Source organism: Streptomyces sp. NPDC014676, assembly GCF_043084105.1.
Classification (GTDB): domain Bacteria; phylum Actinomycetota; class Actinomycetes; order Streptomycetales; family Streptomycetaceae; genus Streptomyces.
Genome location: NZ_JBIBZI010000010.1, coordinates 258,448 through 270,498, shown reverse-complemented (window position 1 = coordinate 270,498; position 12,051 = coordinate 258,448). Strand labels below are relative to the sequence as shown.

Here is a 12,051-nt window from a genome sequence, read left to right as displayed (position 1 = left end):
TCCCACCCACCCTCAGCACGGACAGGAAGAACCATGCCCCGCAAGATCCATCTGGCTCTGCACCCCTACGGCGTCGGCGGCCCCGGCCAGCACGGCCTGTGGAAGGACCCCCGCGTCGCGAAGAACGCCAGCATCGACATCGGCTACTACATCCGGCAGGCCCAGGCCGCCGAACACGCGTTGTTCGACGCGCTGTTCATCGTCGACAGCCAGTTCATCAACGCCACCTACCCGTCGCACTACCTCAACCGGCTGGAGCCGCTGACCCTGCTGTCGGCGGTCGCCACCCACACCCGGCACATCGGCCTGGTGGGCACGGCGAGTTCGACGTACAACTCGCCGTTCAACCTCGCCCGCCGCTTCGCCTCGCTGGACCTCATCAGCGGCGGCCGGGCCGGCTGGAACGTCGTCACCAGCTTCGACACCGGCACCTCGCGCAACTTCGGCCTGGACGAGCACCTCGACTACGCCACCCGGTACGGCCGGGCCCTGGAGTTCGTGGAGGTCGCCCGCGGGCTGTGGGACTCCTACGAGGACGACGCCTTCCCCGCGGACGTGGCCCGCAACGTCTTCCTCGACCCGTCCAGGCTGCACGGACTGAACCACGAGGGCGAGCACTTCAAGGTCGCGGGCCCGCTGAACATCTCGCGTTCCCCGCAGGGCCAGCCGGTCGTCTTCCAGGCCGGTGTGTCCGAGGAGGGGCGCGATCTCGCGGCGCGCGTCGCCGAAGGCGTCTACGCGCCGGGCGGATCGCTGGAGCAGGCGCGGGAGTACTACGCCGACCTCAAGAAGCGGACCGCCGCGTACGGCCGGGACCCCGACCACATCAAGATCTTCATCCACGGTGGTCCGGTCGTCGCCGCCACCGACGAGGCGGCCCGGCGCCGTGAGCGGGAGATCTTCGAGGAGGACAACGACTTCGACCGTCATCTGGCGCTGCTCGGGCGTTCCTTCGGGGCCTACGACTTCAGCGTGCACGATCTGGACGCCCCGTTCCCGGACGTCGCCCATCTCGCCGAGAAGGGGGGCCGCACGGGCGCCGCGAAGATCATCGAGCGGGCACGCGAGGAAAAGCTGACCCTGCGTCAGGTCGCGCAGTCCGTGGCCGAGTTCCGTCGTTCCCCCTTCGTCGGCGCGCCGGAGACCGTGGCCGACACGATCGAGCGGTGGTTCGACGCCGGCGCCTTCGACGGCATCAACCTCGCCTTCCGCACCCAGGACGAACTCGACCTCTTCGTCGACGGCGTGGTGCCGATCCTGCAGAAGCGGGACCTGTTCCGCACCGAGTACGAGGCCGACACCTTCCGCGGCAACCTGGGCCTGCCGGTCCCGGTCAACCGCCACACCCTCGAGCGCCGTGCGGGGAACGGCTGAACCGGTCCGTCCCGACCGCCGAGGAACCCCGGCCGGGCGACCGCGCCGGGGACGTCACCACCGCCGACACGCACAGGAGCCCGAGATGACCGAGTACACCGACCACCACGCCCCCGAGGGCCTGCGCACCCGCGGAACGATCGTCGTGGTGCCGGGGCGGGGTGAGACCCGCGCGACCTACGGGCGGTTCGCCGGACGGCTCGCCGCCGACGCGTACCGGGTCCGGGTGATCGACGCCCCGGACATCGGCGCGTCCGACACCGACGCGGCACTCAGCCGTTTCGGGGCCGCGCTGGCCGACGCCGTCGACGGCACGGCGGCCGACGGCGGTGCCGTCGGGCCCGTGGTGCTCGTCGGAGCGGACACGGGCGCCGTCGCGCTGGCCGCACTCCTCGGACGGGGCGGATCCGGGCGGGTGGCGGACGCCGCCGTTCTCGCCGGCCTTCCGGGTTCCGCGCCCTCCACGGTCGGCTCGTGGGACGAGGAACTCGACATACGCACCTCCTGCCCCACGCACAGGGGCACGCTGAGCGACGACTCCCGGGTCCGGCGGGGTTCGCTCGGCGATGCGGTCCCCGGTGCCCTGCTCACCGCCGCCTACGACGCCGAGCTACCCGTCCCGGTCCTGTTCCTCGTCGGCGACGCGGACCGGCTCGCGGACCACGACGCCCTCACCCGGACGGCCGAGTCCCAGGCCCGGGCCCGTCTCTCGGTGGTCCACGGCGCCCACCACGACGTCCTCAACGATGTGAACCACCGCTCGGTGGCCGCGGAGACCGTCGCCTTCCTGGAGACGCTGCGCAACGGGCTGGTGCCGGTGGTCTCGGTGGAGTCGAGCTCCTGGTGAACGCCGGGCCGCCACCGGCGTACCCCGGCCCCGCGCCCCCCGACCGAATCCCGATCACGAAAGGTCCGTCCATGGCCTCCATCCTGTCCGTCTCCGGAAGCCCCTCCCCCAGCTCACGCACCGCGCGACTGCTGCGCCACCTCGACGACCGGCTGCGGCTCCACGGGCACGACGTGACGCCGCTCGACGTACGCACCCTCCCGGCGGAGGCGCTCCTGGGCGCCGACTTCCGGCATCCGGCGATCACCGCCGCCACCGCCCTGTTCGAACAGGCGGACGGTGTGGTGATCGGCACGCCCGTGTACAAGGCCGCCTACTCGGGCCTGCTGAAATCCCTGCTGGACCTGCTGCCGCAGTACGCCCTGACGGGCAAGACGGTGTTTCCGCTGGCCACCGGGGGCAGCACGGCCCATGTGCTGGCCATCGACTACGCGCTGCGTCCCGTGCTCAGCTCCATGGGCGCGCTGCACATAGTCCCCGGCTGGTTCACCCTGGACCGGGACATCACCGTCGACGACGACGGGGCGACGGTCGTCGCGCCGGGCACCGCCGAGGCTCTGGGGCGGGTCACGGACCAGTTCTCCGCGGCACTGGCGGGGGCCACTGCCCGGCTCGTGCCCACCGGCTGACCGGCGGCCGCCGCGGGCCGGTACGACGGCCGGAGCGGTGCTCGTGGGCACCACGCAGGGGGCCGGCCTGCCGCGCTTCCTCCGGTCGGGCCCGGCTACGGCGGGCCCGCGCCGCCGGTGCGCGACGTTCTGCCGGATCCATCGGCCGACCGGTCAGAACCTGACCACGGCCCCTGACGGCGGGGAGTGCAGCGGGGTTCGGCATGAGGGGGACGGGCTTGGGACGGCCGTCCCTCGAACGGGTGCCCGCGCCGCGTGTGATGACGGCGCCGAGCACGTGCCTGGTGGTGGCGCCGCCATCGGGACCAGTTCACCGCGCGGTGAGACATCCGTCCGCAGTGTTCCGTCGAGCTGCCCGATCCGGACTGCGTCGGCCGGGAGGGAGAGCTGGGCGCCCAGGAAGCGGTCGAGGACCATCACACCGGTCGGCCGCCTGCATCAGCACCGTTGCCGCAGAGGGCGTTCAGTCCGGTTCCGGTAGCGGCCTCGTCCGGGTGGGGGGTGAGGAAGCTCTGCCGGGCGAGGCGGCTGCGGGTGACGTTCCTCGGCGGAGGTCCGGACGGTGCGCCGCACTCGCCCTCGGTGGTGCCCGGCTCGTGGGTCTGCTGCAGTGGTGCGGAGGCGCGATCCGGATTTTTCGGAGTTCGGTGGTCCGAGGGTGTCGAGAACGTGCCACCGGCTCCGCCCCAGGGACATCGGCGGCCGCCACCGGCCGCACGCGGAAGAAGGAGGAGCCGGCATGGCGATCCAGCGGATGGACAACGTCGGCATCGTCGTCGAGGACATGGACGCCGCCATCGCGTTCTTCGTGGAACTCGGCATGGAGCTGGAGGGCAGGGCGCGGGTCGAGGGCCTCTTCGCCGACCAGTGCACCGGACTCGACGGCGTCCGCTGTGACATCGCGATGGTCCGGACCCCGGACGGTCACAGCCGGCTCGAGCTGGCGAAGTACCGCAGCCCCGCAGTGATCGGCGCCGGACCGCGCAACCGGCCGCACAACATCCTGGGTACGCACCGCGTCATGTTCACCGTCGACGACATCGAGGACACCGTTGCCCGCCTCCGCCCCCACGGCGCCGAACTGGTCGGTGAGATCGCCCGGTTCGAGGACAGCCATCTGCTCTGCTACATCCGCGGCCCGGAGGGCATCATCGTCGGACTGGCCGAGCAATTGGGCTGAGAAGGAGGACCGGATCCCGGCCGCTCGTCCTCACCGCCGCCACGGTCCTCGGGTTCGCGCCCTGGTCCGTCCTGTCCGTCGCCCGCGGTGCCGGGTGGGGTACGTGGACTCGGTGGCCGTGCGCCCCGGGGAGCCGGGACACCGGAGGTCCAGGCGTTCCACCCACCCGCCTGTCGTGTCTGCGCGGTACTTCCGGTCCGGAGCACACCTCGGGTGCCGGGTCCCGGAGGAGCCGGGCGCGGCTGTGCCGCAGGTCCGCCTCGGGACGGATGACGGAGCGGTGCCCTCCCGGCGGCTGTCGGGCCGCCGGGCGGCGGTGCGGTCGTCATCGGATCGGTGGACACGGTCCCGGGGCCGGCCGGTCCGGCCTCGGCCGGATCCGCGCGGCGCGGCTCACCAGTCGTGCATCGTGCCGTCCGCCAGGCGGTTGACGGGGAGGTAGGCCGGTTCGTAGGGGTGGTGGGCCGCTGCCTCCGTGTCGAGGTCGACGCCGAGGCCGGGGGTGTCGGAGGGGTGCAGGAGGCCGTCCTTGAAGGTGAAGGCCGTGCGGAAGACCTCCAGGGTGCGGTCGGAGTGCCGCATGTACTCCTGGATGCCGAAGTTGTGGATCGCCAGGTCCAGGTGCAGGGCGGCGGCCATGCCGACGGGTGAGATGTCGGTGGGGCCGTGCATGCCGGACTTGATGCCGAACACGTCGGCGAGATCGAGGAGTTTGCGCATCGCGGTGATGCCGCCGGTGTGGGTGACGGCGGAGCGCACGTAGTCGATCAGGCGCTCGCTGAGCAGGGTGGTGTAGTCGTACACCGAGTTGAAGACCTCGCCGATGGCCAGCGGGGTGGTGGTGTGCCGGCGGATCAGGCGCAGGGCCGCCTGGTCCTCGGCGGGGGTGGCGTCCTCCAGCCAGAACAAGTCGTAGGGCTCCAGCGCCTTGCCGAGCCGGGCGGCCTGGATGGGGGTCATGCGGTGGTGGCCGTCGTGCAGCAACGGCAGTTCGGGGCCGAACTCCGCCCGGACGGCCTCGAAGACGGCCGGGATGTGCCGCAGGTAGGCCCTGGTGTCCCAGGTCTCGGTCACCGGGAGGGGGATGCCGCCGCCGGCCGCGCGGCGGGCGGGCTCGTAGTCGTAGCGGTCCGTGCCGTCCGTGCCGGCGGCGACCCCGTACACCGGGCCCAGGCCGGGGATGCCGCTCTGGATGCGGATGGCTCGGTAGCCCTGCTCCAGGTGGGCCCGTACGGAGTCGAGGAGTTCGGGGATGTCGCGGCCCGAGGCGTGGCCGTAGGCCAGGGCGCCGGTGCGGGACGCCCCGCCCAGGAGCTGGTAGAGCGGCATGCCGGCGCACTTGGCCTTGATGTCCCACAGGGCGGTGTCGACGGCTGCGACGGCTGCCATGGTGACGGGCCCGCGCCGCCAGTACGCGCCCCGGTACAGGTACTGCCAGGTGTCCTCGATGCGGGTGGCGTCGCTCCCGAGGAGGAGGGGGACGACGTGGTTCTCCAGGTAGGACTGGACGGCCAGTTCACGGCCGTTGAGCGTGGCGTCGCCGAGGCCGGTGACACCGTCCTCGGTGGTGAGGCGCAGGGTGACGAAGTTGCGTCCCGGGCTGGTGACGATCACCTCGGCCGACACGATCCTCATGGCATGGTCCCCTCTTCACAGTCGCGGTCGCGGTCGTGGATGCCGTGCGCTCAGAGCTCCCCGGCCGCCCGTCTTCGCGCATGGCCGGCCAGTGCCGTCTGTGCCTCCGCCACGATCCGCTCCACCGGCAGCGTCGCGTCGACGGTCATGCCGGCCTCGTCGTCCTGGAGCGGCTCCAGGTCTTCGAATTGCGAGTCCACCAGCGAGGCCGGCATGAAGTGCCCCTGCCTGCCCCTGACCCGGGCGGCGGCCTTTTCCCGGTCGAGCTCCAGGTACACGAAGAAGGCGTCGGGGCGGGCCACCCGAAGCAGTTCGCGGTAGATCCGGCGCAGGGACGAGCAGGTGATCACCAGTCCTTCCTCCGGGCCGGCGCCCTTCATCCGCTCGGCGACGGCGGCCAGCCACGGGCTGCGCATGCTGTCGTCGAGGCGCGTGCCGGCCTTCATGGCCTCCACGTTGCGTCGCGGGTGGAGCCGGTCGCCCTCCTCGAACGGCGCCCGCAGCGACTCCGCCAGGTACTCGCCGACGGTGGTCTTGCCGCAGCCGCTGACCCCCATCACGACGACGGGGGCGCGCCGGGTGCGGACCAGCGCGGCGAGGGCGTCCCGGAAACCCTCGCGGTACGCGGCGGGCAGTCCGCACGGGTCGAACTGCGCCAGTCCCTCCCGCAGCCGGTCGAGGACGGCGGGGTCCTGGAGCCGCCCGCCGCGGATCTCGGCGAGAATGGCTTCCGCGAACGTCTCGGCGGCCGTGGCCCGTCCCTGGTCGACGGCGTAGGCGAGCCCCATGTGCAGCCACATGGAGATCGGCAGCGGCCGTACGGGATAGCTCTGCACGGTGTCGGAGCCGGTCAGGGCCCGTGCCGAGGCGGCCCGCTCCCCCGGGCGGCCGCCGGCCCAGTCCCGGTCGATACGGTGGTTGAGGGCCATGGCGACGGGGTGGGAGAGGTGCAGGAACAGCTCGTTACGGGAGCCGGCGAGCAGGGTGCGGTGGAAGGCGGCGTCGACGTCCCGGAACCGCTGGCGGACCGCGGCGCCCTCCCGCGGCTGTTCGAAGGCGGGTTCCCGGCTGAGGGCGAGCAGGGCGCGGGCGTGGCTGGTGAGGTCGTGGCAGATCTCCGCGGATCTGCTCTGCGCCGCCAGCCGGGCCGCGCGGGGTTCGATGACCTCGCGCAGTTCCGTCAGGGACCGCATCTGGCTGTCGGGGGCGACTTCCAGGCGCCAGGCGATCACGTCGGCGTCCAGGAGGTCCCAGCGCTCCAGCGGCTGGACGGTGGCCCCGATGCGGGGCTGGAGGGTGAGCAGGCCCTTCTGGTGCAGGGTCTGCAGGGCCTCGCGGGCCATCGAGCGGGTGACGCCGAACTCCTGCACGACGGCGTCGACGGTCAGGTGCCGGTCGCGGTGCTTGGCGCCCTCGACGATCTGACAGCCCAGGCGGGCCACGACCTGGGCGGTGGAGCCCCGGAGGGCGTCGTCGGTGTCCACGGGTGGGTCCAATGTGGGACCAGTCATGACCCGAAGACTAGGTCACAGAGTCTTCGTGGTCAGCGGTACGGGCACCACTTTCGGGAGTGCGAAGCCGGGTGCGGGAGCACGGAGGGCGGGACGGGCGCACGCCAGGGCGCGCGAAGGGCAGTGAGCGCTCTTTCGTGCCCCTGCACGGTCTGTGATGCCGTATCAGTAGCCTTCTCTGATAGTGCTCAGATGGGTACTCTGGTCATCATTCGAGAGGTGCCGGTGGCGCCGGGCACGGCCGGATGGGTCGCGGGATGGGCCGCATCGGGACCGGCGCCGGCGCGCGGCGGTCCGCAGGAGAGGGCCGCCCCGTCCCGTCCTGACACAGCGGCAGGAGAGCCGTATGTCCGAACCGTCCCCGCCCACGCCCACGCCGGACCGGCTGTCGTTGCGGTGGGCCCTCATCCTCCTGGCCTCGGTGGTGGCGGGACTGCTGGCCGGGCTGCTCACCTACGCCCAGTCCGGCGACTGGCCCGGCTCGCTGCTGGCGGCCCTCGGTGCGAGCGGGGCGGCCCTCGTCGCCCTGCCCCTGCTGCTGTGAGCCAAGGGGTTCCGGGCTCCGCCGAACGGTCCTCGACCGTCCTCGTCACCGTCTTCACGGCTCCGCGACGGAACCCCCGGCCTTTGAGCGCGTGACACGATCACGCGACCGGCCCGGTGGGCGCGTCGTGGTGGAGCGTGGGAGCGTGGCACCGGATCGCAGGCAATCACTTGTACGGGGCGAGCGTGGCTGGATGAGCGTGGCGTGGGCGGCGACGTCGCCGGAATCAGGGCTGTTCCATCCGGTTGAGAGGTGTCCGGGGGTGAAGGATCTGACGGACCGCTTCAACGAACTGCGTTCCCGTGGCCGGGGATACATCGAGGTCCGGTCGCCGAGCAGAGGGTTCCCGGTGCTGATCCTGGCCTTTCGGGGTGATCACGCAGTGGTCCATCCGATGGGCGACACTGAGCGGCTGTCCCTGCTGGTGGGAGACGGCACTGTGCCCTCGGGTGCCGAGGTCGAAGTCCCGGTCATGAACGGCTTCGCCGCGTTCACGGGCGACTTCGTCCTGGACATCGACCGGGCCTGGGAGGTGGTGTACGGCTTCGCCCGGACGCGGACGGTGCCTCCGGGCGAATGGTGTGAGTCGTAGCCGGTCCGGCGCCGCGGGTCCGGATTGGGGCAGGGACTCGGGGGCACGCGCACCTCAGGACGGTGGAGGGGTGATCGACGATGACCGAACGACCGGTGGCGGCAGCGCGGCAGGGGTCCGGAGCGGCGGAGCGTGAGGGCGTCCGGACGCCGCCGCTGCGCCCCGGCGGCTACGAGCCGGCCGACTACGCGGCGGTCGTGGTGCGCGGTGCCCGGGAGGCCGGGGTCTCGCCCCTGCTCGTGATGACCGTGCTCCACAACGAGGCGTACAAGCCGCACCATCCCCTGCTGGAGCGGTTGTGGCAGTGGTGGAAGCCCGGGGCGTCCTTCGGCCTGGCGAACATGCACCGGGCGACGTTCGAGCGGGTCCGGCGGACGCACGGCCTGCCGGAGCGGTGGCAGGACCTGCGCGACGACCCGGCCCTCGCCGTTCGCTCGGCCGCCCTGCACCTGAAGGACCTCGACCGGAGCCTTCCGAGGCGGCACGTACGCCGTTACACCCGCGACGAGCTCCTCGCCCTCGGCTACAACACGGGCGAACGCAACATGCGCGCCTTCGCCCGGGGCGTCCCGCCGGGCCCCATGGCACGGTCGTACCTGCGCCGTTTCCGCGCCCACCGGGAACGAGCCGCCGAAGCCCTGGCCGGCGGCGAGCCACGCGACACGGTCACCGGCTGACACCGCGACGGTGTTCGCCTTGGTCGTCAGCCGGGCCGGTCCTGGTGGGGTCGTGGGCGGCGGTGGCGGTGAGCTTCGTGCGCCCGGTGGGCGGGCCGGCCGCGGGTCCCTCAGGTCACCGGTCCCGCGGCCGGCGGCGCGGGGTCGTAGGCGGCGTCCCGGGTGAGGTCCCGCAGGCGGAGGGCGGCGGTGAGCAGGTCCCGGTGGCTGGTGTAGAGGGCGTTGACGCCGAAGCGCAGCAGGTCGGGCGCGCGCATGTCGGCGATGACGCCGTGCTCGGCGAGGGCGGCGACCAGCCCGCGGGCGTGGGGGTGGCGGAGGGTGACCTGGCTGCCGCGGCGGCCGGGGTCGGCCGGGGTGACGGAGGTGAAGCCCAGGGGGGTCAGGAGTTCGTCCGCGCAGCGCAGGAAGAAGCCCGTCAGGGAGAGGCTCTTGGCGCGGACCCGGGTCAGGTCGACGCCGTCGAAGGCGGTGAGGGCCGCCTCGAGGGCGAGCAGGGACAGGATCGGCGGGGTGCCGATGCGGGCGCGGGCGATGCCGGGGGCGGGTGTGTACTCCCGGGCCAGGCCGAACGGGTCGGCATGGCCGGTCCAGCCCGGCAACGGCGTCTCCAGGCCGGCGTGGTGGCGGTGCGCCACGTACAGGAAGGCGGGGGCGCCGGGGCCGCCGGAGAGGAACTTGTAGCCGCAGCCGACGGCCAGGTCGACGCCGAGGGCGTCGACGTCGAGGGGCAGGGCACCGGCCGCGTGGCACAGGTCCCACAGCGCGAGGGCGCCGGCGTCGTGGGCGGCCCGGGTCAGCGCCCGCATGTCGTGGAGCTCGCCGGTGCGGAAGTCGACGGGCGCGTAGCTGACGACGGCGACCCGGTGGCCCTCGGCGGCGAGGAGGCGCGGGAGGTCCTCCGGCGGCACCCGCCGTACCTCCAGGCCCCGGCGGCGGGCGACCGCGTCCGCCAGATAGCGGTCGGTGGGGAAGTGCCCGGGGTCGGTGACCAGCAGCGGGCGGTCCGGGCGGAGCGCCGCCGCGGCGTCGAGCGCGGTGAACAGCTGCACGCTGGTGGAGTCGCCCGCGACCGTCTGCCCCGGCGCGGCCCCGATGAGCGCGCCGATGGCGTCCCCCACCCGCAGGGGCGCCTCCCACCAGCCTTCCGCGTTCCAGGAGCCGATGAGTCCGGTGGCCCACTGGCGCCGTACGACGTCGTCGAGGGCCGCCGGTACGGCGGCGGGCAGCGGGCCCAGGGAGTTGCCGTCGAGGTGGACGACGTCCGGCGGGAGCAGGAAGCGTGCGCGGAGAGGGGCCAGGGGGTCGTCGGCGTCGAGCCGTGCGGCCCGTTCGCGCAGGCCGGCCGGTGCGGAGAGTGCGGTGGTCATCGGTGTGCGGCCTCCTCGTCCGCGCGGCCGGGGTCCTCCGGGGTGAAGGCGGCCGCCATCTCCCGGAGGGTGTCGGCGACCGCGCGGGCGCCGGGTGCTCCCGGTTCGATGAGGGTGTAGTGGCCGGTGCCGGGCAGGACGACCGTCCTGAGGTCCCGGTGCACGGCCGCGTAGTCGCTGAACTGGGTGAGCGGGACCTCCTCGTCGGCGGCGCCGTGCAGCAGCACGGTGGGAACGCCGGTGGTGCCGGCGTCCCGCAGCAGGGTGAGGGGGTCGACCTCGGGCAGCCGCCGGTCGAAGTGCTCCTCCCCGCCCAGGAGTTGCAGGGCGGCGTCGTCGCTGAGGCCGTCGCGGCGGGTGGCGGTGAGGTCGGTGATCGGCGCGAGGGCGAGCACGCTCGTCGGCAGGGTGCGCGTGTGCCAGCGCGAGCCGGGCGGCAGCAGTCCCCGGGCGGCGCACCACAGCGCCAGGTGGCCGCCGGAGCAGTGGCCCGCGAGGACGTAGGGCCGGCCCTGGGGCAGGGTGTCCACGATGCGGGCGACGTCGTCGAAGGTCTCGGGGTGGCCGCCCGCGCCGCCGGACCGGCGGAAGCCGGGGAGCAGGACGTCGAAGCCCTGCTGGGAGAGGTAGGCCGCGAAGGGGGTGAGGTGCATCCGGTCGTAGCGCCAGTAGCCGCCGTGCAGCAGGACGACCAGCGGGGCGCCGGGGTCGTCGGACGGCCAGGCGTCGTAGGACTGGTGGGGGTGGTCGCCGTAGCGGCCGTGCACCGGTGCCAGCACCGGCTTCAGGCTCAGGACCCGCCGCTCCTCCTCGGCGGCGAAGGCGGAGATCGCCCTAGACGTCACCGCGCGCCTCCCACAGCTCGGGGAAGACCGGGCGGGCCGCCCGCTGCTCCAGCCAGGCCAGTCCGGCGGAGCCGGCGCTGCCCGGTCTGGCGCCCATGGCGCGGCGGACCACCAGGACGTGGTCGAACCGCCAGCGGGTGACGAGTTCGGCGATGTCGGTGAGCAGTTCGCCGAGCGCCAGGTGGGGGTGGTGCCGCGGTCCGGCGTAGACGTGCCGCCAGACCTCCACGACCCCGGGGTCGCCGGTGTAGGGGCTGGTCACGTCCCGCTCGCGGACGTGGTGCGGGACGGGCAGGCCCTGGCGGTGGAGGTAGGCCAGCACCTCGTCATACAGGGACGGTTCGCGGTAGGTCTCGGCGAGCGCCTCGTGGACGGCCGGGTCGCCGCGGTGGGCGCGCAGCAGCCCGGCGGACTTGTCGCCGAGGAGGAACTCCATGTGGCGGTACATCGCCGACTGGAAGCCCGACGCCTGGCCGAACGCGGCCCGGAAGCCGTTGAACTGGGCGGGCGTGAGTGCGGCGATGGGCGCCCAGGAGCCGCCCAGGGCGCTCAGCGCGCGGCGGCTGCGCTCCAGCGCGTCCATGGCCGCGGGCAGGTCGTCCTTGGCGAAGGCGACCCGGGCCGTGCGCCACTCGTGCACGATCAGGGTGAACCACAGCTCCATCACCTGGGTGGTGACGAGGAACCCCATCTCGTCCGGGGCCTCGGTGAGCGGGTGCTGCAGCGAGTTGAGGACGGACGCGTGCACGTAGGTGTCGTAGGGGCTGGCGCCCGCGAAGGGCCGGGTCAGGGCGTCGTCCGTCACCGGCTCGTCGAGGGCGGACGTGCGGTCGTTCATCGCATCTCC

The 12,051-nt window shown here is 73.2% G+C and carries 12 protein-coding genes; 7 read left to right on the top strand and 5 right to left on the bottom strand.

Annotated features, from left to right (window positions below; translation table 11 throughout):
- The first annotated feature begins 33 nt into the window (after positions 1-33).
- The 4 genes from ACF1DX_RS26965 (at position 34) to ACF1DX_RS26950 (ending at position 4,030) form a co-directional block, all read left to right on the top strand.
- Entirely contained in the window at positions 34-1,374 is a 1,341-nt protein-coding gene (locus tag ACF1DX_RS26965) for an LLM class flavin-dependent oxidoreductase (protein WP_391793715.1), read from the top strand.
- A gap of 85 nt (positions 1,375-1,459) precedes the next feature.
- Positions 1,460-2,221 (top strand): alpha/beta hydrolase, encoded by a 762-nt coding sequence (locus tag ACF1DX_RS26960; protein WP_391793714.1) that lies wholly within the window; start codon positions 1,460-1,462, stop codon positions 2,219-2,221.
- Positions 2,222-2,292: 71 nt separating this feature from the next.
- Positions 2,293-2,850 (top strand): NADPH-dependent FMN reductase, encoded by a 558-nt coding sequence (gene ssuE / locus ACF1DX_RS26955; RefSeq protein ID WP_391793713.1) that lies wholly within the window; start codon positions 2,293-2,295, stop codon positions 2,848-2,850.
- Positions 2,851-3,589: 739 nt separating this feature from the next.
- Entirely contained in the window at positions 3,590-4,030 is a 441-nt protein-coding gene (locus ACF1DX_RS26950) for a VOC family protein (protein WP_391793712.1), read from the top strand.
- Between the two features lie 393 nt (positions 4,031-4,423).
- Here the strand turns inward: ACF1DX_RS26950 and manD are convergent, their stop codons facing one another.
- Both manD and ACF1DX_RS26940 read right to left on the bottom strand, forming a co-directional pair.
- Entirely contained in the window at positions 4,424-5,665 is a 1,242-nt protein-coding gene (gene manD, locus ACF1DX_RS26945) for a D-mannonate dehydratase ManD (RefSeq protein ID WP_391793711.1), read from the bottom strand.
- A gap of 50 nt (positions 5,666-5,715) precedes the next feature.
- Complete coding sequence (locus tag ACF1DX_RS26940) at positions 5,716-7,176, bottom strand: gluconokinase, GntK/IdnK-type (RefSeq protein WP_391793710.1); 1,461 nt, start codon at positions 7,174-7,176, stop codon at positions 5,716-5,718.
- A gap of 346 nt (positions 7,177-7,522) precedes the next feature.
- Between ACF1DX_RS26940 and ACF1DX_RS26935 the strand changes: the two genes are divergently transcribed.
- From ACF1DX_RS26935 to ACF1DX_RS26925, 3 genes are all read left to right on the top strand, one after another.
- Positions 7,523-7,720 carry a hypothetical protein gene (locus tag ACF1DX_RS26935; RefSeq protein ID WP_217131942.1) on the top strand — a complete coding sequence of 66 codons (198 nt, stop codon included), beginning with the start codon at positions 7,523-7,525 and terminating at the stop codon, positions 7,718-7,720.
- A 394-nt stretch (positions 7,721-8,114) separates the two neighbouring features.
- The gene (locus tag ACF1DX_RS26930; protein ID WP_391793709.1) at positions 8,115-8,312 is read left to right on the top strand and encodes a hypothetical protein; all 198 of its coding nucleotides are present in this window, start codon (positions 8,115-8,117) and stop codon (positions 8,310-8,312) included.
- Between the two features lie 80 nt (positions 8,313-8,392).
- Positions 8,393-8,989, top strand: coding sequence for a lytic transglycosylase domain-containing protein (locus ACF1DX_RS26925; protein ID WP_391793708.1), 597 nt, complete (start codon positions 8,393-8,395; stop codon positions 8,987-8,989).
- A 110-nt stretch (positions 8,990-9,099) separates the two neighbouring features.
- Here the strand turns inward: ACF1DX_RS26925 and ACF1DX_RS26920 are convergent, their stop codons facing one another.
- The 3 genes from ACF1DX_RS26920 to ACF1DX_RS26910 are packed head-to-tail and all read right to left on the bottom strand — an operon-like array spanning position 9,100 to position 12,042.
- Positions 9,100-10,359, bottom strand: coding sequence for a kynureninase (locus ACF1DX_RS26920; protein WP_391793707.1), 1,260 nt, complete (start codon positions 10,357-10,359; stop codon positions 9,100-9,102).
- Entirely contained in the window at positions 10,356-11,204 is an 849-nt protein-coding gene (locus tag ACF1DX_RS26915) for an alpha/beta hydrolase family protein (RefSeq protein WP_391793706.1), read from the bottom strand. The genes ACF1DX_RS26920 and ACF1DX_RS26915 overlap by 4 nt, the downstream gene beginning before the upstream one ends.
- Complete coding sequence (locus ACF1DX_RS26910) at positions 11,194-12,042, bottom strand: tryptophan 2,3-dioxygenase (protein WP_391793705.1); 849 nt, start codon at positions 12,040-12,042, stop codon at positions 11,194-11,196. The genes ACF1DX_RS26915 and ACF1DX_RS26910 overlap by 11 nt, the downstream gene beginning before the upstream one ends.
- Between the last annotated feature and the right edge of the window lie 9 nt (positions 12,043-12,051).

Excerpts from the sequence above, each read along its gene's own strand:
- ACF1DX_RS26965 (WP_391793715.1), top strand. The coding sequence starts at position 34 with ATGCCCCGCAAGATCCATCTGGCTCTGCACCCCTACGGCGTCGGCGGC.
- ACF1DX_RS26960 (WP_391793714.1), top strand. The coding sequence starts at position 1,460 with ATGACCGAGTACACCGACCACCACGCCCCCGAGGGCCTGCGCACCCGC.
- ssuE (WP_391793713.1), top strand. The coding sequence starts at position 2,293 with ATGGCCTCCATCCTGTCCGTCTCCGGAAGCCCCTCCCCCAGCTCACGC.
- ACF1DX_RS26950 (WP_391793712.1), top strand. The coding sequence starts at position 3,590 with ATGGCGATCCAGCGGATGGACAACGTCGGCATCGTCGTCGAGGACATG.
- manD (WP_391793711.1), bottom strand. The coding sequence starts at position 5,665 with ATGAGGATCGTGTCGGCCGAGGTGATCGTCACCAGCCCGGGACGCAAC.
- ACF1DX_RS26940 (WP_391793710.1), bottom strand. The coding sequence starts at position 7,176 with ATGACTGGTCCCACATTGGACCCACCCGTGGACACCGACGACGCCCTC.
- ACF1DX_RS26935 (WP_217131942.1), top strand. The coding sequence starts at position 7,523 with ATGTCCGAACCGTCCCCGCCCACGCCCACGCCGGACCGGCTGTCGTTG.
- ACF1DX_RS26930 (WP_391793709.1), top strand. The coding sequence starts at position 8,115 with ATGGGCGACACTGAGCGGCTGTCCCTGCTGGTGGGAGACGGCACTGTG.
- ACF1DX_RS26925 (WP_391793708.1), top strand. The coding sequence starts at position 8,393 with ATGACCGAACGACCGGTGGCGGCAGCGCGGCAGGGGTCCGGAGCGGCG.
- ACF1DX_RS26920 (WP_391793707.1), bottom strand. The coding sequence starts at position 10,359 with ATGACCACCGCACTCTCCGCACCGGCCGGCCTGCGCGAACGGGCCGCA.
- ACF1DX_RS26910 (WP_391793705.1), bottom strand. The coding sequence starts at position 12,042 with ATGAACGACCGCACGTCCGCCCTCGACGAGCCGGTGACGGACGACGCC.